This window comes from Desulfofundulus sp. (genome assembly GCF_049701015.1).
Lineage (GTDB): Bacteria > Bacillota > Desulfotomaculia > Desulfotomaculales > Desulfovirgulaceae > Desulfofundulus.
Genome location: NZ_JBNATZ010000036.1, coordinates 1 through 15,906, shown reverse-complemented (window position 1 = coordinate 15,906; position 15,906 = coordinate 1). Strand labels below are relative to the sequence as shown.

The 15,906-nt window shown below is 54.7% G+C and carries 32 protein-coding genes; all 32 read left to right on the top strand.

What is annotated here, in order from left to right:
* Positions 1–259 precede the first annotated feature (259 nt).
* Genes rpsJ through ACPLUI_RS03860 form a run of 32 tightly spaced genes read left to right on the top strand, consistent with a single transcriptional unit; the run spans position 260 to position 15,887 of the window.
* A complete protein-coding gene (rpsJ, locus tag ACPLUI_RS04015; protein ID WP_013824064.1) occupies positions 260–568 on the top strand; it encodes a 30S ribosomal protein S10 in 309 nt (102 codons plus the stop codon).
* A 22-nt stretch (positions 569–590) separates the two neighbouring features.
* Complete coding sequence (rplC, locus tag ACPLUI_RS04010) at positions 591–1,220, top strand: 50S ribosomal protein L3 (protein WP_424658986.1); 630 nt, start codon at positions 591–593, stop codon at positions 1,218–1,220.
* A 29-nt stretch (positions 1,221–1,249) separates the two neighbouring features.
* Positions 1,250–1,876 (top strand): 50S ribosomal protein L4, encoded by a 627-nt coding sequence (gene rplD / locus ACPLUI_RS04005; RefSeq protein ID WP_424658985.1) that lies wholly within the window; start codon positions 1,250–1,252, stop codon positions 1,874–1,876.
* On the top strand, positions 1,873–2,160 hold the full coding sequence (rplW, locus tag ACPLUI_RS04000) for a 50S ribosomal protein L23 (RefSeq protein WP_424658984.1): 288 nt from the start codon (positions 1,873–1,875) through the stop codon (positions 2,158–2,160). The genes rplD and rplW overlap by 4 nt, the downstream gene beginning before the upstream one ends.
* A 59-nt stretch (positions 2,161–2,219) precedes the next feature.
* Entirely contained in the window at positions 2,220–3,044 is an 825-nt protein-coding gene (gene rplB, locus ACPLUI_RS03995; RefSeq protein WP_424658983.1) for a 50S ribosomal protein L2, read from the top strand.
* A 43-nt stretch (positions 3,045–3,087) separates the two neighbouring features.
* Positions 3,088–3,372 (top strand): 30S ribosomal protein S19, encoded by a 285-nt coding sequence (gene rpsS / locus ACPLUI_RS03990; protein WP_424658982.1) that lies wholly within the window; start codon positions 3,088–3,090, stop codon positions 3,370–3,372.
* 18 nt (positions 3,373–3,390) lie between these two features.
* A complete protein-coding gene (gene rplV, locus ACPLUI_RS03985; RefSeq protein WP_424658981.1) occupies positions 3,391–3,726 on the top strand; it encodes a 50S ribosomal protein L22 in 336 nt (111 codons plus the stop codon).
* Positions 3,727–3,741: 15 nt separating this feature from the next.
* On the top strand, positions 3,742–4,431 hold the full coding sequence (gene rpsC, locus ACPLUI_RS03980; protein ID WP_424658980.1) for a 30S ribosomal protein S3: 690 nt from the start codon (positions 3,742–3,744) through the stop codon (positions 4,429–4,431).
* Positions 4,409–4,837 (top strand): 50S ribosomal protein L16, encoded by a 429-nt coding sequence (gene rplP / locus ACPLUI_RS03975; protein ID WP_424658979.1) that lies wholly within the window; start codon positions 4,409–4,411, stop codon positions 4,835–4,837. The genes rpsC and rplP overlap by 23 nt, the downstream gene beginning before the upstream one ends.
* A complete protein-coding gene (rpmC, locus tag ACPLUI_RS03970) occupies positions 4,827–5,030 on the top strand; it encodes a 50S ribosomal protein L29 (RefSeq protein WP_424658978.1) in 204 nt (67 codons plus the stop codon). The genes rplP and rpmC overlap by 11 nt, the downstream gene beginning before the upstream one ends.
* A gap of 18 nt (positions 5,031–5,048) precedes the next feature.
* Positions 5,049–5,312: a 30S ribosomal protein S17 gene (rpsQ, locus tag ACPLUI_RS03965; RefSeq protein WP_013824054.1), complete on the top strand. Its 264-nt coding sequence runs from the start codon at positions 5,049–5,051 to the stop codon at positions 5,310–5,312.
* A gap of 30 nt (positions 5,313–5,342) precedes the next feature.
* Positions 5,343–5,711, top strand: coding sequence for a 50S ribosomal protein L14 (rplN, locus tag ACPLUI_RS03960; protein ID WP_072868783.1), 369 nt, complete (start codon positions 5,343–5,345; stop codon positions 5,709–5,711).
* A 25-nt stretch (positions 5,712–5,736) separates the two neighbouring features.
* Positions 5,737–6,057: a 50S ribosomal protein L24 gene (gene rplX / locus ACPLUI_RS03955; protein ID WP_424658977.1), complete on the top strand. Its 321-nt coding sequence runs from the start codon at positions 5,737–5,739 to the stop codon at positions 6,055–6,057.
* Between the two features lie 28 nt (positions 6,058–6,085).
* Complete coding sequence (gene rplE / locus ACPLUI_RS03950) at positions 6,086–6,628, top strand: 50S ribosomal protein L5 (RefSeq protein ID WP_424658976.1); 543 nt, start codon at positions 6,086–6,088, stop codon at positions 6,626–6,628.
* 58 nt (positions 6,629–6,686) lie between these two features.
* The gene (locus ACPLUI_RS03945) at positions 6,687–6,872 is read left to right on the top strand and encodes a type Z 30S ribosomal protein S14 (protein WP_424658975.1); all 186 of its coding nucleotides are present in this window, start codon (positions 6,687–6,689) and stop codon (positions 6,870–6,872) included.
* A gap of 19 nt (positions 6,873–6,891) precedes the next feature.
* Entirely contained in the window at positions 6,892–7,290 is a 399-nt protein-coding gene (rpsH, locus tag ACPLUI_RS03940) for a 30S ribosomal protein S8 (RefSeq protein ID WP_424658987.1), read from the top strand.
* Between the two features lie 15 nt (positions 7,291–7,305).
* The gene (gene rplF / locus ACPLUI_RS03935) at positions 7,306–7,857 is read left to right on the top strand and encodes a 50S ribosomal protein L6 (RefSeq protein ID WP_424658974.1); all 552 of its coding nucleotides are present in this window, start codon (positions 7,306–7,308) and stop codon (positions 7,855–7,857) included.
* Positions 7,858–7,872: 15 nt separating this feature from the next.
* Entirely contained in the window at positions 7,873–8,241 is a 369-nt protein-coding gene (gene rplR, locus ACPLUI_RS03930; protein WP_424658973.1) for a 50S ribosomal protein L18, read from the top strand.
* A gap of 20 nt (positions 8,242–8,261) precedes the next feature.
* Positions 8,262–8,762, top strand: coding sequence for a 30S ribosomal protein S5 (gene rpsE / locus ACPLUI_RS03925; RefSeq protein ID WP_424658972.1), 501 nt, complete (start codon positions 8,262–8,264; stop codon positions 8,760–8,762).
* A gap of 12 nt (positions 8,763–8,774) precedes the next feature.
* Positions 8,775–8,954 (top strand): 50S ribosomal protein L30, encoded by a 180-nt coding sequence (gene rpmD, locus ACPLUI_RS03920; protein ID WP_424658971.1) that lies wholly within the window; start codon positions 8,775–8,777, stop codon positions 8,952–8,954.
* Positions 8,955–9,010: 56 nt separating this feature from the next.
* Entirely contained in the window at positions 9,011–9,457 is a 447-nt protein-coding gene (gene rplO / locus ACPLUI_RS03915) for a 50S ribosomal protein L15 (RefSeq protein WP_424658970.1), read from the top strand.
* Entirely contained in the window at positions 9,458–10,723 is a 1,266-nt protein-coding gene (gene secY / locus ACPLUI_RS03910; RefSeq protein WP_424658969.1) for a preprotein translocase subunit SecY, read from the top strand.
* Between the two features lie 15 nt (positions 10,724–10,738).
* Complete coding sequence (gene map / locus ACPLUI_RS03905; RefSeq protein ID WP_424658968.1) at positions 10,739–11,485, top strand: type I methionyl aminopeptidase; 747 nt, start codon at positions 10,739–10,741, stop codon at positions 11,483–11,485.
* A gap of 6 nt (positions 11,486–11,491) precedes the next feature.
* On the top strand, positions 11,492–11,830 hold the full coding sequence (locus ACPLUI_RS03900) for a KOW domain-containing RNA-binding protein (protein WP_424658967.1): 339 nt from the start codon (positions 11,492–11,494) through the stop codon (positions 11,828–11,830).
* A gap of 31 nt (positions 11,831–11,861) precedes the next feature.
* Positions 11,862–12,086, top strand: a complete 225-nt coding sequence (infA, locus tag ACPLUI_RS03895) for a translation initiation factor IF-1 (RefSeq protein WP_424658966.1) — start codon at positions 11,862–11,864, stop codon at positions 12,084–12,086.
* Between the two features lie 31 nt (positions 12,087–12,117).
* Positions 12,118–12,231: a 50S ribosomal protein L36 gene (gene rpmJ, locus ACPLUI_RS03890; protein WP_073164650.1), complete on the top strand. Its 114-nt coding sequence runs from the start codon at positions 12,118–12,120 to the stop codon at positions 12,229–12,231.
* A 19-nt stretch (positions 12,232–12,250) separates the two neighbouring features.
* Positions 12,251–12,622 carry a 30S ribosomal protein S13 gene (gene rpsM / locus ACPLUI_RS03885; RefSeq protein ID WP_424658965.1) on the top strand — a complete coding sequence of 124 codons (372 nt, stop codon included), beginning with the start codon at positions 12,251–12,253 and terminating at the stop codon, positions 12,620–12,622.
* 17 nt (positions 12,623–12,639) lie between these two features.
* Positions 12,640–13,029 (top strand): 30S ribosomal protein S11, encoded by a 390-nt coding sequence (gene rpsK / locus ACPLUI_RS03880; protein WP_424658964.1) that lies wholly within the window; start codon positions 12,640–12,642, stop codon positions 13,027–13,029.
* Positions 13,030–13,048: 19 nt separating this feature from the next.
* Entirely contained in the window at positions 13,049–13,675 is a 627-nt protein-coding gene (rpsD, locus tag ACPLUI_RS03875; RefSeq protein WP_424658963.1) for a 30S ribosomal protein S4, read from the top strand.
* 51 nt (positions 13,676–13,726) lie between these two features.
* Positions 13,727–14,674: a DNA-directed RNA polymerase subunit alpha gene (locus ACPLUI_RS03870; protein ID WP_424658962.1), complete on the top strand. Its 948-nt coding sequence runs from the start codon at positions 13,727–13,729 to the stop codon at positions 14,672–14,674.
* Positions 14,675–14,689: 15 nt separating this feature from the next.
* A complete protein-coding gene (gene rplQ / locus ACPLUI_RS03865; RefSeq protein WP_424658961.1) occupies positions 14,690–15,028 on the top strand; it encodes a 50S ribosomal protein L17 in 339 nt (112 codons plus the stop codon).
* A complete protein-coding gene (locus tag ACPLUI_RS03860) occupies positions 15,021–15,887 on the top strand; it encodes an energy-coupling factor transporter ATPase (RefSeq protein ID WP_424658960.1) in 867 nt (288 codons plus the stop codon). Before rplQ ends, ACPLUI_RS03860 begins: the two co-directional genes overlap by 8 nt.
* Positions 15,888–15,906: the final 19 nt, after the last annotated feature.

Here is a 15,906-nt window from a genome sequence, read left to right as displayed (position 1 = left end):
AGGTGGCCGTACCGTCGGAGCCGGCGTGGTCACCCAGATTATCGAGTAGCCAGGAGAGCGAGAAGTGGGAAGTGGAAAGTGGGGTCAGTGTCAGAAAACCTCACGTCCCACTTCTCCTGTTTACAAAAGTAAATGTTGGGTAAATGTTCGGTAGAACCACGGCCGGAGCAAAGCAGGTCTGTCCGGAACGGGGTCACGCGTGGTTTCGCTGAATGTTTGCTACAAATAACCTCTGCCGGGTTTGAAAGGAGGTAGCCCGTTGAAAAAGCAAAAGATTCGCATCCGGCTGAAAGCTTACGATCACCACATGCTGGATCAGTCGGCCCAGAAGATTGTGGAAACCGCCCGGCGTACCGGCGCCCAGGTAGCCGGCCCTATTCCTTTACCTACGGAGAAAAATATTTACACCATTTTGCGTTCACCCCATGTAAACAAGGACTCGCGGGAACAATTTGAGATACGGACGCACAAGCGTTTGATTGATATCCTGGAACCCACTCCCAAAACCGTGGACGCTTTAATGCGCCTGGATCTGCCTGCCGGGGTGGACATTGAAATCAAGCTTTGAGCTTTAGGAGGTGCTAAGGATCATGCCCAAGGGCATCCTCGGCCGTAAAGTCGGCATGACCCAGATTTTCAATGATGCCGGGCAGGCCATTCCAGTCACGGTCATTGAAGCCGGTCCCTGTATAGTGGTGCAGAAAAAAACCCCCGAGCGGGACGGATACAGTGCGATTCAGCTGGGTTTTGTTGAGAAGCCCGAGCGTCTTGTCAATAAACCCCTGAAGGGGCATTTTGCCAAAGCCGGCGTACGGCCATTGCGTTATTTGAGGGAAATACGGGTTGAGAATGCGGAAGATTATCAGGTGGGACAGGAAATCAAAGCCGATGTCTTTACAATCGGTGAAAGGGTGGATGTGGTTGGTACATCCAGGGGCCGTGGTTTCGCGGGCGGCATTAAGCGCCACGGCTTTCACCGGGGACCCATGGCTCACGGTTCCAAGTACCACCGCCGGCCCGGTTCCCTGGGAGCGAAAGGACCGGCCCGGGTTTTCAAAGGAAGAAAATTGCCCGGACATTACGGTGTGGAGCGGGTAACGGTGCAAAACCTGGAAGTAGTGCGGGTGGACCCGGAAAGAAATCTTCTGGCGGTGAAAGGATCTGTCCCCGGCCCTCGCGGGGGTCTTTTACTGGTCAAGGAAACCGTTAAGGCCCGCTAGTAACCAGGCACCGGAAGGAGGAAAGCGTTATGCCTACAGTTGCCGTATATAATGTCAACGGGGACCAGGTGGGCGAGATTCACTTGCGGGACGATGTCTTCGGTGTCCCCGTCCATATGTCCGTGCTGCACGATGCTGTTGTCTGGCAGCTGGCAGGGCGCCGGCTGGGAACCCATGATACCAAGACACGTGGCGAGGTTCGCGGCGGCGGGCGCAAACCCTGGCGCCAGAAAGGTACCGGTCGCGCACGTCACGGCAGCATCCGTTCGCCCATCTGGCGTAAAGGCGGCATAGTCTTTGGTCCTCATCCCCGGGACTACAGTTACAGGTTACCCCGCAAGGTGCGGCGCCTGGCCATGAAATCCGCACTTTCGGCCAAGGTGCAGGACGGCAAAATTGTGGTCCTGGAGGACTTGAAGCTTGAACAGCCCCGTACCAGGGACATGGTACGCATTTTGGGGAACCTCAAGGTAAATGACAAGGCCCTGGTTGTTACTGCCGACCGGGAGGAAAACGTGTTCAAGTCGGCACGCAACATTCCCGGTGTTAAACCTGTGGCTGCCGACGGTCTTAATGTGTACGACCTGCTGGCGCATAATACGCTGGTTATCACGAAGGATGCGGTGGCCAGGGTCCAGGAGGTGCTGGCCCAGTGAAAAATCCCCGGGATATTTTAAAGCGGCCGGTTGTGACGGAGAAAAGCATGTCCCTGCTGGCCGACAATAAGTATACCTTTATCGTCGACCCCCGTGCCAACAAGGTGGAAATTAAAAAAGCAGTGGAAGAACTCTTCAAGGTGAAAGTGGAGAAAGTCAATACCATGCGGGTTAAAGGAAAGGCAAAACGGGTGCGGAACATTGTTGGTCGCCGCCCCGACGTGAAAAAAGCCATCGTCACCCTGCGGAAAGGGGATAAGATCGAACTGTTTGAGGGTGTGTAAAACTTCCCTCCCCCCGATTCGGGTGCGCGGGCGGTTTAATCTGGAAGGAGGGAAATCAGTTGGGTATTAAAAAGTTCAAGCCTACATCTCCCGGGCGGCGGTTTGTGACCGTATCGACCTTTGACGAGATTACCAAAACCGAACCTGAAAAATCCCTGCTGGTGCCGCTGAAAAAAAAGGCCGGCCGTAATTTCCAGGGCAGGATTACTGTGAGACACCGTGGTGGCGGCCACAAGCGCATGTACCGGATCATTGACTTCAAGAGGGATAAAGATGGCGTTCCGGCCAGGGTGGCCAGCATTGAATACGACCCCAACCGTTCGGCCCGCATTGCCCTGTTGCATTACGCCGACGGGGAAAAGCGCTATATCCTGGCTCCCGTAGGGCTGGAAGTTGGTATGACAGTGGTATCGGGTCCCGATGCAGACATCAAGGTGGGTAACACGTTGCCCCTGCGGAACATTCCGGTAGGTACACTGGTGCACAACCTGGAACTGTACCCTGGTGGAGGCGGTCAGCTGGTGCGCTCGGCGGGTGCGGCCGCTCAGGTTATGGCCAAGGAAGGTAAGTACGCTCATATTCGTATGCCCTCGGGTGAAATGCGCCTGCTCCTATTGGATTGCCGGGCCACCATCGGCCAGGTCGGTAATGTGGAGCACGAAAACATCACCATCGGTAAGGCCGGCCGGTCTCGCTGGTTGGGCATCAGGCCGACCGTGCGCGGTGTGGTTATGAACCCGGTTGATCACCCCCACGGTGGTGGCGAGGGCCGTTCACCCATTGGCCGTAACCCGGTTACTCCCTGGGGTAAGCCTGCCCTGGGTGCCCGTACGCGGAAGAAGAAACCCAGCGATCGCCTGATTATCAAGAGAAGGGCGAAGTAATTGTTAATCGGGCAGCAGCCGGAAGGAGGTAGGTTAAAAGGCTATGGGACGTTCTTTGAAGAAGGGCCCCTACTGCGATCCGAAGCTCTTGAAAAAAATCGAGGAAATGAATGCCAAAGGTGAAAAGCGGGTCATCAAGACCTGGTCCCGGCGTTCAACCATTTTCCCGCAGATGATCGGTCACACTATTGCGGTCCATGATGGCCGGAAACATGTGCCTGTTTACATTACCGAGGATATGGTGGGGCACAAGCTGGGCGAGTTTGCTCCCACCCGCTTGTTCCGTGGTCACGGTGCCCACACCGAAAGATCCACGGCCCTGAAGTAATCTTAAGGAGGGTTTGGGATGGAAGCCAGAGCAGTGGCCAGGCATGTCCGTATTTCGCCCCGCAAGGTGCGCCAGGTGGTGGATCTCATCCGGGGGAAGAGCGTGCGTGAAGCACTGGCCATACTGAGGTTTACGCCTAAAAGGGCCGCGGTTCCGGTAGCCAAGGTAATCAAATCAGCTGCGGCCAATGCCGAACACAACTACGATATGAATCCCGACAATCTTTATATTGCAGCGGCTTATGTGGATCAGGGTCCAACCTGGAAACGTTACCAGGCCCGGGCCATGGGCCGGGCGGATCTGTTGCGCAGGCGGACCAGCCACATCACTGTTGTGGTCAAAGAAAAGGAATAGAAAAGGAGGAGTAGTGTGGGCCAGAAGGTACATCCCAAAGGGCTGCGCATTGGCATTATCAAAGACTGGGACGCTAAATGGTTTGCCGATAAGAAAAATTTTGCCAGCCTGCTCTTAGAAGATGTGAAGCTCCGCAGGTATATCAAGCAAAAACTTTATGCTGCCGGCATTTCCCGCATAGTCATTGAACGGGCGGCCAACCGTATTCGCATCAGCGTTTATACCGCCAAACCGGGGATAGTCATCGGACGGGGCGGCGCAGAAGTAGAAAATCTGCGCCGGGAACTGGAAAAGATGACACATAAGCAGGTGCATATAAACATCGTGGAAATTAAGGTCCCCGAACTGGATGCCCAGCTGGTGGCGGAAAACGTAGCCGCACAGATCGAAAAACGGGTTGCCTTCCGGCGGGCTATGAAGCAAGCTGTTGCCAGGGCAATGAAGATGGGTGCCAAGGGTATCAAAGTTTCTGTCAGTGGCCGGCTGGCCGGTGCGGAGATCGCCCGTACCGAGTGGTACAGTGAGGGCAAGGTACCCCTGCATACCCTGCGGGCGGATATAGATTATGGCTTTGCAGAGGCCGACACAACTTACGGCAAAATCGGCGTGAAAGTATGGATCTATAAGGGAGAAGTGTTGCCGGAGGCCAAGGCCGGGGCCGGCCAGGGAGGGGAGAAGGCCTATGCTCATGCCCAAGAGGGTTAAGTATCGTAAGCAACATCGTGTAAGAGATTTGAGCGGCAGGGCCAAAGGTGGTACCGAGGTCCACTTTGGTGATTACGGACTTATGGCTCTGGAGCCTGCCTGGATTACCAGCCGTCAGATTGAGGCTGCTCGTATTGCCATGACCCGCCACATTCGCCGGGGTGGGAAGGTGTGGATAAGAATATTTCCCGACAGGCCTATAACTGCCAAGCCTGCCGAAACCCGGATGGGCAGCGGGAAAGGTGCTCCCGAGTACTGGGTAGCGGTTGTAAAACCCGGGCGGATACTCTTCGAGCTGGGCGGTATTGAAGAGGAGGTGGCCCGGGAAGCCATGCGCCTGGCCTCTCACAAGCTGCCCATTAAAACAAAGTTTGTCAAACGTGGGAGTGAGGCAAATGAAGGCTAAGGATTTGCGGGAACTATCCGATGAGGAGCTGATCAAAAAGCTTGATGATTCCAAAGACGAGTTGTTCAAGCTGCGGTTCCAACTGGCTACCAACCAGCTGGATAACCCTATGAAGATCAGGGAAGTGCGCCGGAACATCGCCCGTTTGAAGACTGTGCTCCGGGAACGGGAGCTGGGCATCCGGCGGGCCTAACGAAAGGGGAGTCACGAGGTGGAAGTTCGTAAACAGCGCAAAGTCCGGACAGGACGCGTGGTCAGCGATAAAATGGATAAAACGGTAGTGGTGGCGGTTGAAACTCTGGTGCGGCACCCTCTATACCAGCGGACCATTCGTAAAACCAAAAAATTTAAAGCACATGATGAAGAGAATGCCTGCCGTGTTGGGGATAAGGTTCGCATTATGGAAACTCGACCCCTTTCGAAGGAAAAACGCTGGCGTGTGGTTGAAATCCTGGAACGGGCTGAACGGATCTAATAAGCCCTTGTGAAGGGAGGTTAAAAGCCGATGATCCAGGTACAGTCAATGCTCAATGTTGCTGACAACACCGGCGCTCGCCGCTTGATGTGTATTCGCGTGCTTGGTGGTAGCATGCGCCGTTATGCAAGCCTGGGTGATGAAATAATTTGTTCCGTCAAAGAGGCTACGCCCGGAGGCGTTGTCAAGAAAGGCGATGTGGTACGGGCTGTGGTTGTGCGGACCAACAAGGAAGTGCGTCGCCCGGATGGCTCATACATCAAATTTGATGAAAACGCTGCGGTGATTATCAAGGACGACAAAAGCCCCCGTGGCACCCGTATTTTTGGGCCGGTTGCCCGGGAGTTGCGCGATCGGGATTTCATGAAGATTATTTCCCTGGCTCCGGAGGTAATTTAGCCGGGGAGGCTGGAGGTTGGTCAGGATGCCCAAGTTACATGTGCGTAAGGGCGATACGGTGCTGGTACTGACCGGCAAATATGCCGGCAAAAAGGGCAAGGTGCTGGCGGCCTTACCGGCTAAAGGCCGGGTAATTGTTGAGGGCGTGAACATCGTGAAACGCCACACCAGGCCCAACCCCCGTATGCCCCAGGGAGGCATTGTGGAGAAGGAAGCACCAATCCATGCTTCGAATGTCATGCTGGTCTGCAATAAGTGCAACAAACCAACCCGCATTGGTAAAAAATTTCTGGAGGACGGCAAAAAAGTGCGGGTATGTAAAAAATGCGGGGAAGAACTAGGCTAAAAGTAGGCTAAGAGGCAGGTGAAAAAGCATGCCGAGACTTAAAGATAAATATAAAAACGAAGTAGTCAAGGCCATGATGCAGAAGTTCGGCTATAAAAACGTGATGGAGGTACCCAGGCTCGAAAAAGTGGTTATCAACATGGGGGTGGGTGAGGCTACCCATAACAGCAAAGCCATGGACGCGGCTGTAAGCGATTTGAGCACCATTACCGGTCAGCGTCCGGTTATCACCCGTGCCAAGAAGTCCATAGCCGCTTTTAAAGTACGCCAGGGGATGACGGTGGGGTGTAAAGTAACCCTGCGGGGAGACCGCATGTATGAGTTTATCGACAAACTTTTTAACGTGGCTCTGCCCAGGGTGCGGGACTTCCGGGGGGTTTCACCCAGGTCTTTTGACGGACGCGGCAACTATAGCCTGGGCATCCGGGAGCAGTTGATCTTCCCCGAAATCGAATATGATAAAGTCGACAAAGTACGGGGAATGGACATTATTTTTGTAACCACGGCCAAAACCGACGAAGAAGCGAGGGAGCTCTTACGCCTGCTGGGCATGCCCTTCGCGGCTGCTTGAGCTACCGGTAACTGAAAATCCTCAAACGGTTATGAATCGTATATAAGGGGGGACAAAAGTGGCCAAAAAATCAATGATTATTAAGGCGATGCGCGAACCCAAGTTCAAGGTGCGCCAGCACAACCGCTGCAAGATTTGCGGCCGTCCCCGGGCGTACATGCGCAAGTTCGGCATCTGCCGTATTTGTTTCCGGACTCTTGCCTATCGGGGCGAGATTCCCGGTGTTCGCAAGGCCAGCTGGTAAAGAGGAAGGGGGTATTGCCATGGTCATGACTGACCCGATAGCGGATTTTCTCACCCGTATTCGCAATGCCAATACGGTTTATCTCGATAAAGTGGAGGCCCCTGCATCCCGCCTGAAGAAGGCCATTGCCGATATTCTCAAGGAAGAGGGCCTGATTAAGGATTATGAAGTAATTGACGACGGCAAGCAGGGCATCATCCGCGTTTATTTAAAATACGGACCTGACAAGAAAAGGGTAATCACAGGATTAAAAAGGATTTCCAGGCCGGGCCTGCGGGTTTACGCCCGTAAGGATTCAATCCCGAAGGTTCTGGGTGGTCTGGGTATTGCCATCCTGTCCACCTCCAAGGGCATTATGACCGATAAAAAGGCCCGGAAACTGGGCGTGGGCGGCGAAGTAATCTGCTACATTTGGTAGGAGGAGGGAAGGCTTGTGTCCAGGATTGGCAGAAAGCCAATTACCCTGCCCCAGGGGGTTGAGGTGCAAATAGAAGGCAATACCGTGCGCATCAAGGGGCCCAAGGGCCAGCTCGAACGGGAATTTCACCGGGATATGCGTATCCGTCTGGACGAGGAGGGCCGTCTGGTGGTGGAACGTCCCTCGGATGAAAAGCTGCACCGGTCCCTGCACGGTTTGACCCGCACCCTGCTCTTCAACATGGTGGAAGGGGTTACCAGGGGGTTCGCAAAGACGCTGGAACTGGTTGGTGTAGGTTACCGGGCCACCAAGCAGGGCAACAAGCTGGTGCTGTCCGTGGGCTATTCCCACCCGGTCGAGATTGTCCCCCCGCCAGGGCTGGAGATAGAAGTTCCGGCGCCAACCAGGATTGTGGTCAGGGGAACGGATAAAGAAAAGGTTGGTGCTCTGGCTGCTGTTATTCGCAGTGTACGGGAGCCGGAACCTTACAAGGGCAAAGGCATCAAGTACGAAAACGAACAAATCCGGCGCAAGGCCGGCAAGGCTGGCGGTAAAGGTAAGAAGTAGGGAGGCTTGATTGCTTTGATTAAGAAACCGGATCGCAAGGCATTGCGGGCCAAAAGGCATTTACGGGTACGCAAGAAGATTTCCGGTACCGCCGAGCGCCCCAGGTTGAATGTCTTCCGGAGCTTAAAGCACATGTATGCTCAAATTATTGATGATGAACGGGGAATTACCCTGGTCAGCGCTTCGACCCTTTCCCCCGAATTGAAGGGGCAGCTCAAGGCAGGCGGCAATAAAGAAGCAGCTGCCGCGGTGGGTCGTCTGGTGGCCCAGAAAGCTCTGGAGCGCGGGATTAAAAGAGTGGTCTTCGATCGGGCCGGGTATATTTATCACGGCCGGGTGAAGGCTTTAGCTGAGGCCGCCCGGGAAGCCGGTCTGGAATTCTAGCTGACAAAGGAGGGAAACGGGTGACCAGGATTGATGCCAGTAAGCTTGAGCTTACCGAAAAAGTAGTTTCCATTAACCGTGTGGCCAAGGTGGTCAAAGGCGGACGGCGCTTTAGTTTTTCGGCCCTGGTGGTGGTAGGCGATGGAAACGGCCGGGTGGGTGCCGGTTTGGGTAAGGCAGGTGAGGTACCCGAGGCCATTCGCAAGGGCATTGAAGATGCCAAGAAAAACATGATCCAGGTGCCCCTGTCGGGAACCACGATTCCCCATGAAGTTGTTGGAGAGTTTGGCGCCGGTAAGGTGCTTTTAAAACCGGCAGCTCCCGGTACCGGGGTAATTGCCGGCGGCCCGGTGCGGGCGATTCTGGAATGTGCCGGGATCCGGGATATCCTCACCAAATCCCTTGGTTCGCATAACGCCAATAATATGGTACATGCCACCATGGAGGCATTGAAGAGTCTGAAAACCCCGGAAGAGGTGGCCCGGCTGCGGGGTAAAACGATGGAAGAATTACTGGGCTAGGGGGGTAAGAACGTGGCCAAGCTGAAGATTACCCTGATTAGAAGTCTCATCGGGCGCCCCGAAGACCAGCGCGTAACCGTACGCACTCTTGGCTTGCGCAAACTGCACCGTTCGGTAGTTCATGAAGATACGCCTCAAATACGGGGCATGATTAACAAAGTATCCCACCTGGTCAAAGTGGAGGAAGTTTAAATCAAACGAATTAAAAGATGGTCTTCTTGACCGGTGACTAAAATGGAGGTGTGATTGTGGCTCAACTGCATGACCTGCGACCCAACCCTGGTGCGCGTACCAGGCCCACTCGTAAGGGGCAGGGTATAGGTTCGGGGTTGGGGAAAACAGCCGGCCGGGGGCATAAGGGACAGAAAGCGCGTTCCGGCGGAGGTGTAAGACCCGGTTTTGAAGGCGGCCAGATGCCCTTGCAGCGGCGCATACCGAAGCGGGGTTTTACAAATGCACCCTTTAAGAAGGAAATAATCGCCGTAAATATTGAAGCCCTGAACCGCTTTGAAAACGGTACGGTCGTAACTCCGGAAACTCTCCTGGCCGAACGTGTGATTAAAAAGCTGGGGGATGGAGTAAAGATCCTGGGGGAAGGGCAGCTGGAAAAGGCGCTTACCGTCCGGGCTCACGCGTTCAGCAAATCGGCAGTGGAAAAGATTGAAGCTGCCGGCGGTAAGGCTGAGGTGATCTAGGTGCTGGAGAACCTCAAAACCGCCGTCAGGATTGATGAACTGCGTTCAAAGCTTCTCTTCACCCTGGCTATGCTCTTTGTTTTTCGTATCGGTGCCCACATTCCCGTTCCGGGAGTCAATGTAAAGGTTTTTGCAAGGCTGCTCGAAACCGGTGCTCTCTTCGGCTTTTTTGACGTGATTTCGGGCGGTGCCTTTAAAAACTTTTCCATCTTTGCCATGAGTATCACACCGTACATCAACGCTTCTATAATCATGCAGCTATTGACGGTGGTGATACCTTCTCTGGAGCGGCTGGCCAAGGAAGGTGAAGAGGGACGGAAAAAAATCGTCCAGTACACCCGCTACCTTACTGTAGTACTGGCGTTTATCCAGGCTATCGGTATCAGTTTCGCCCTGCGCAACCAGCATGTGCTGGTGAAAACCACTGTCGGCCACTACATCCTTGTGGCCCTGACCCTGACTGCCGGGACCGCCTTCCTGATGTGGATTGGGGAACAGATAACCGAAAAAGGCATTGGTAACGGCATCTCCCTGCTGATCTTCGCAGGTATCGTCTCCAGGGTGCCGGCAGGTGTTGTCAGGGTCGTTCAATACCTGCAGGCCGGGACGATCAACATTTTCAGCGTGATCCTCCTCCTGATCATCGGCGCTGTGGTCATCGCAGCTATTGTGGCTGTTAATGAAGGCCAGCGGCGCATTCCCGTGCAGTACGCCAAGCGCGTGGTTGGAAGACGGGTATACGGAGGGCAGTCCACGCACCTGCCCCTCAGGGTGAACCAGGCTGGCGTTATCCCGGTGATATTTGCCTCTTCCATTCTGATGTTCCCGGAACAGCTTGCCAGCTGGTTTAAAAACACCTGGTTTGGCAACTGGTATCTGGCATATTTTGCCTGGGGTACGCCCATGCACACCATCATTTATGCTCTGCTGGTGATTGGCTTTACCTACTTCTATACTGCCGTCATCATGAACCCGGTGGATATCGCCGAAAACATTAAAAAATATGGCGGTTTCATTCCGGGTATACGGCCCGGCCGTCCTACAGCGGAGTATATAAGCAGGGTTATGAGCCGGGTAACCCTGGCGGGGGCCGTTTTCCTGGCCTTGATTGCCATCCTGCCGAACTTTGTCCTGCTGGCTACCCGTATCCCCCAGATTTATTTTGGTGGTACTGCCCTGTTGATTGTGGTGGGGGTGGCCCTGGATACCATGAAGCAGGTTGAATCCCACATGCTGATGCGCAGCTACCAGGGTTTCATCAAGTAGGGAGTTGACCTTTAAATGATCATAATCAAGTCGCAGCGGGAGCTGCGCTATATGCGCGATGCAGGTCGCGTGGTGGCGGGGGTCCTGAACGAGCTCTCGCGGGCTGTTAAACCGGGGGTGACCACAGCAGAACTGGACCGGCTGGCCGAGGACTTTATCCTTGCCCGGGGTGCCAGGCCCGCGTTTAAGGGGCTTTACGGTTTTCCGGCCAGTATCTGTACCTCGGTTAACGAGCAAGTGGTGCACGGCATTCCTGGTTTAAGAAAACTGGAAAGTGGAGATATTATCAGTATTGATGTCGGGGCGGAAATAAATGGATATTTTGGGGACGGTGCGGCCACTTTTCCAGTAGGCGATGTCTCCCCGGAAGCCCGGAAACTACTGGCCGTAACTGAAGGCGCCTTGTACGAAGGTATTCGTTGTGCCCGGCAGGGTAACCGGCTTTCGGATATTTCCCATGCCGTTCAGAGTTATGTGGAAAAGCACGGGTTTTCTGTGGTCCGGGATTACGTGGGGCACGGGATTGGTCGGAACATGCATGAGGAGCCGCAGGTGCCCAACTTTGGAAAGCCGGGGCGAGGTCCCAGGCTCAAGGCAGGTATGACTTTAGCCATTGAACCGATGGTTAATGCAGGTACCCATGAGGTGCGCACCCTTGAGGATAACTGGACGGTGGTAACCAGGGATTCCAGGCTTTCGGCCCATTTCGAGCACACCATTGCTGTCACCGATGGTGAGCCGGAGATTCTTACCCGGTTGTAGCTGGAGGTGATCCCGGTGAAGGACTATTTCACGCCGGGCCGGCTGGTAAGTTCCACTGCCGGCCGGGACAGCGGTAAATTTTACCTGATACTCGACCGTGTCAGCGAGACAAGGGTGCGGGTGGTCAATGGGACTGACCGCAGGGTGAGCGGGCCTAAGCTGAAGAACCTCAAGCATTTGAAAGTCTATCCACTGGTTGCCGGCGATATAGCGCACAAGGTAAGCACCGGCCAGCGGGTGACCGATCTGGAAGTTCGCAGGGCTCTTAAAGAACTGCTGGAAACTTATGGGCAGGCAATACCTGCGTCAGGCAAGCCATCGGATGAAACACTGGAGCAGAGTTAACAGGCTCCGGAAAGGAGGTTGGCTAAAGCCCATGTCTAAACAGGAAAAGGATGTTATTGAAGTTGAGGGCACTGTTGTTGAGCCACTTCCCAATGCCATGTTTCGAGTTGAACTGCAGAACGGCCATAAAGTCTTAGCTCATGTTTCCGGTAAAATTCGCATGAATTTTATCCGCATTTTACCCGGTGATCGGGTGCTGGTGGAACTGTCACCTTATGATTTGAGTCGGGGACGGATTGTTTACCGCTACAAATAAGGTTATGGTCCGGGTAAAGGAGGTTTGACAGATGAAAGTGCGCCCGTCGGTAAAACCCATCTGTGAGAAATGCAAGATTATCCGCCGTCATGGCAAAGTGATGGTTATATGCGAAAATCCAAAGCATAAGCAAAAACAAGGTTAATGGAGGTGTGTTTTCACGCATGGCACGTATTGCAGGGGTTGACCTGCCCAGGGATAAGCGGGTGGAGATCGCCCTGACCTATATTTACGGTATCGGCAGGCCCACGTCCCAAAAAATCCTGGCCCAGACGGGGATTAACCCAGACACCCGGGTACGTAACCTCACTGAAGACGAAGTAAACCGTTTGAGGGACGTTATTGAGAAAAATTACCGGGTAGAGGGCGACCTGCGCCGGGAAGTGGCCATGAATATTAAACGGCTCATTGAAATCGGCTGCTACCGTGGCTTGCGTCACCGCCGGGGCCTCCCGGTACGGGGCCAGCGCACAAAAACCAACGCCCGGACGCGCAAGGGTCCGAGGAAGACCGTGGGTGTGCGGCGGAAGAAATAAAGGGGGGTTAAGGTAAGATGGCCAGAAGAGCAGCACGAACCAAGAGGCGGGAGCGCAAGAACATAGAACACGGGGTGGCCCACATCCGCTCTACCTTCAACAACACCATTGTGACCATTACCGATACACGTGGGAACGCCATTTCATGGGCCAGTGCCGGGACCGTGGGATTCAAAGGTTCGCGGAAGAGTACACCCTTTGCCGCCCAGATGGCAGCCGAGGCAGCAGCCAGGGAGGCCATGGAACACGGCATGAAAACTGTTGAAGTGATGGTTAAGGGTCCTGGAGCGGGCCGGGAAGCGGCCATTCGCTCCCTGCAGGCCGCCGGGCTGGAAGTCAGCCTGATTAAAGACGTTACACCCATTCCCCATAATGGTTGCCGGCCTCCAAAACGCCGGAGAGTCTAAGGAGGTATCGAGGAGTTAAATGGCCAGATACACAGGACCGCAATGCCGGCTGTGTCGCCGTGAGGGAATCAAGCTTTATCTAAAAGGGGACCGCTGCTATACGGCCAAGTGTGCCCTTGACCGGCGGCCCTATGCGCCGGGCGCCCACGGGCAGGCGCGCCGCAAGATCAGCGAATACGGTTTGCAGCTGCGGGAAAAACAGAAGGCACGGCGTATCTACGGGGTGCTGGAAACTCAGTTCCGGAATTACTTTGAGCGTGCTGAACGCCAGCCGGGGATTACAGGTGAAAACCTTCTGCGTTTGTTGGAAAGGCGCCTGGATAACGTGGTCTATCGTCTGGGACTGGCTTCGTCCCGCATGGAGGCCAGGCAGCTGGTGCGTCACGGGCACTTCACAGTAAACGGACGGAAGGTGAATATCCCCTCCTACCTCGTAAGGGTAGGCGACGTTATTGCCGTACGGGAAAAGAGCAAAGACTCCCCGCGCATTAAGGAACTGATGGAAAGGGCAGCCGACAGGACACCCCCGCCCTGGCTGGAGTATGATGAGAATCAGGCGCAAGGTCGCGTGGTGGCCCTCCCAACCAGGGACCAGATTGATACTCCCGTACAGGAACACCTGATTGTGGAGCTTTACTCCAGGTAATGGCCTTGGTAAACTCTTATGGCCGGAACCGGCACTTGAGGGGGTTGCCGTATGCTGGAAATTGAGAAGCCCAGAATTGAGTGCGTGGAAAGCAGTCCCGACAACACTTATGCCAAGTTCGTGGTGGAACCCCTGGAGAGGGGATACGGGATTACGCTGGGTAATTCCCTGCGCAGGATCCTGCTTTCATCCCTTCCCGGGGCTGCAGTCACTTCGGTTAAAATCGAGGGTGTACTGCACGAGTTTTCAACCATTCCCGGCGTTCGCGAAGACGTAACCGATATCATTCTCAACCTGAAGAGTCTGTGTCTCAAGCTGCATACCGACGAAGAAAAGATCCTGCGGATTGAGGCCAGGGGTGAAGGGGCGGTTAAAGCAGGTGATATCATCCACGACCAGGACGTGGAGATCTTAAATCCCGACCTGCATATTGCCACCCTTGCCCCGAACGGCCGTCTGTTCATGGAAATTACCGTAGCCAAAGGAAGAGGTTATGTACCGGCGGAACGGAACAAGAAGGGAGATCACATCATTGGTGTCATCCCTGTGGATTCCGTGTTCACACCGGTACGCAAGGTCAACTACACGGTGGAAAACACCCGCGTGGGCCAGCGCACGGACTATGACAAGCTCACCCTGGAAGTATGGACTGACGGCAGTATAAGGCCCGATGAAGCTACCAGTCTTTCCGCCAAGATTTTGGGTGAGCACCTGCGCCTGTTCATCGGGCTTACCGAAGCGGTTAAAGATGTGGAAATAATGGTTGAGAAAGAAGAAGAAAAGAAGAACAAAATCCTGGAGATGACCATCGAAGAGCTGGACCTGTCTGTTCGCTCTTACAACTGCCTGAAGCGTGCAGGTATCAACACGGTGGAGGAACTCATCCAGCGCAATGAAGAAGAGATGATGAAGGTACGCAACCTGGGCAAAAAATCCCTGGAAGAGGTAATCAACAAGCTGAGTGAGCTGGGCCTATCCCTGCGCAAAAGTGATGAATAAGGGGGGAGTAAAAAAATGGCGTATCGGAAGCTGGGACGTAATACCGGTCACCGCCGGGCCATGCTCAGGAATCTGGTTACGTCCCTTTTCCGCGACAACCGTATTCAAACCACCGAACCCCGGGCTAAGGAAGTTAAAAGCATCGCCGACAAAATGGTTACCCTGGCCAAAAGGGGTGACCTTGCAGCCCGGCGTCAGGCGCTGGCTTATATCTATGACGAACGGGTGGTACGCAAGCTTTTTAACGACCTGGCTCCCAGGTATGCCGACCGTCCGGGCGGTTACACCCGTATTATCAAGACGGGTTACCGCCGGGGCGATGCTGCACCCATGGTGATCCTCGAACTTGTGTAAGTCGGAGATTAACATCCGGGGGCTAAGCCACACCTATCTGCCGGGCCAGCCCGGGGAAAGGATTGCCCTGCAAGATATTAACGGTGATATTCGCCAGGGGGAGTTGCTTGCCATTATTGGCCCCAATGGCTCGGGCAAATCTACCCTGGCCCGTCACTTTAATGCTCTGCTTCTGCCGACCCGGGGAACCGTTACGGTGAACGGTTTATCTACAGCTGATCCCGCAAATCTTTGGGAGATCCGCTGCCGGGTCGGGATGGTTCTGCAAAACCCGGACAACCAGCTGGTAGCGGCTCTGGTCGAAGAAGATGTGGCCTTCGGTCCCGAAAACCTGGGCCTGCCTCCTGCAGAAGTAAGGCGGCGGGTCGATCACGCTTTATCCATGGTTGGGCTTTCGGACCTGCGGCTGCGCCCGCCCCATTTGCTTTCCGGAGGGCAGAAGCAGCGGCTGGCCATTGCCGGTGCCCTTGCCATGAAGCCATCCTGCCTGGTACTTGACGAGCCTACGGCTATGCTGGACCCTGCCGGGAGGCGGGAGGTACTCGAGAGTATCCTGAGTTTGAACCGTCAGGAAGGCCTGACTGTCATCCTGGTTACCCACTTCATGGAAGAAGTTGTTTTCGCCGATAGGGTATGGGTCCTTTCAGAGGGCAGACTGGTATTGGAGGGAACACCCGCTTATGTATTCAGTCAGCGGGAAGTCCTGCAAAAAATTGGCCTGGCCCTGCCCGGACCGGCGGAACTGGCCTGGCGTTTACGGGTAGCCGGGTGGCCCATTCCTGCCGGCGTTCTTACTCTGGATGACCTGGTTACCTGCCTGGAAGGCTTATTGTCTAAAACAGGATGGGGGCGGCCTTAATGATCGTGGTGGAACACCT

Excerpts from the sequence above, each read along its gene's own strand:
- infA (WP_424658966.1), top strand. The coding sequence starts at position 11,862 with ATGTCTAAACAGGAAAAGGATGTTATTGAAGTTGAGGGCACTGTTGTT.
- rpsK (WP_424658964.1), top strand. The coding sequence starts at position 12,640 with ATGGCCAGAAGAGCAGCACGAACCAAGAGGCGGGAGCGCAAGAACATA.
- rplN (WP_072868783.1), top strand. The coding sequence starts at position 5,343 with ATGATCCAGGTACAGTCAATGCTCAATGTTGCTGACAACACCGGCGCT.
- rpsD (WP_424658963.1), top strand. The coding sequence starts at position 13,049 with ATGGCCAGATACACAGGACCGCAATGCCGGCTGTGTCGCCGTGAGGGA.
- rpsH (WP_424658987.1), top strand. The coding sequence starts at position 6,892 with ATGGTCATGACTGACCCGATAGCGGATTTTCTCACCCGTATTCGCAAT.
- rplQ (WP_424658961.1), top strand. The coding sequence starts at position 14,690 with ATGGCGTATCGGAAGCTGGGACGTAATACCGGTCACCGCCGGGCCATG.
- ACPLUI_RS03870 (WP_424658962.1), top strand. The coding sequence starts at position 13,727 with ATGCTGGAAATTGAGAAGCCCAGAATTGAGTGCGTGGAAAGCAGTCCC.
- rplX (WP_424658977.1), top strand. The coding sequence starts at position 5,737 with ATGCCCAAGTTACATGTGCGTAAGGGCGATACGGTGCTGGTACTGACC.
- rpmC (WP_424658978.1), top strand. The coding sequence starts at position 4,827 with ATGAAGGCTAAGGATTTGCGGGAACTATCCGATGAGGAGCTGATCAAA.
- rplC (WP_424658986.1), top strand. The coding sequence starts at position 591 with ATGCCCAAGGGCATCCTCGGCCGTAAAGTCGGCATGACCCAGATTTTC.
- rplV (WP_424658981.1), top strand. The coding sequence starts at position 3,391 with ATGGAAGCCAGAGCAGTGGCCAGGCATGTCCGTATTTCGCCCCGCAAG.
- rpsM (WP_424658965.1), top strand. The coding sequence starts at position 12,251 with ATGGCACGTATTGCAGGGGTTGACCTGCCCAGGGATAAGCGGGTGGAG.
- map (WP_424658968.1), top strand. The coding sequence starts at position 10,739 with ATGATCATAATCAAGTCGCAGCGGGAGCTGCGCTATATGCGCGATGCA.
- rplD (WP_424658985.1), top strand. The coding sequence starts at position 1,250 with ATGCCTACAGTTGCCGTATATAATGTCAACGGGGACCAGGTGGGCGAG.
- rpsS (WP_424658982.1), top strand. The coding sequence starts at position 3,088 with ATGGGACGTTCTTTGAAGAAGGGCCCCTACTGCGATCCGAAGCTCTTG.
- rplE (WP_424658976.1), top strand. The coding sequence starts at position 6,086 with ATGCCGAGACTTAAAGATAAATATAAAAACGAAGTAGTCAAGGCCATG.
- rpmJ (WP_073164650.1), top strand. The coding sequence starts at position 12,118 with ATGAAAGTGCGCCCGTCGGTAAAACCCATCTGTGAGAAATGCAAGATT.
- rplP (WP_424658979.1), top strand. The coding sequence starts at position 4,409 with ATGCTCATGCCCAAGAGGGTTAAGTATCGTAAGCAACATCGTGTAAGA.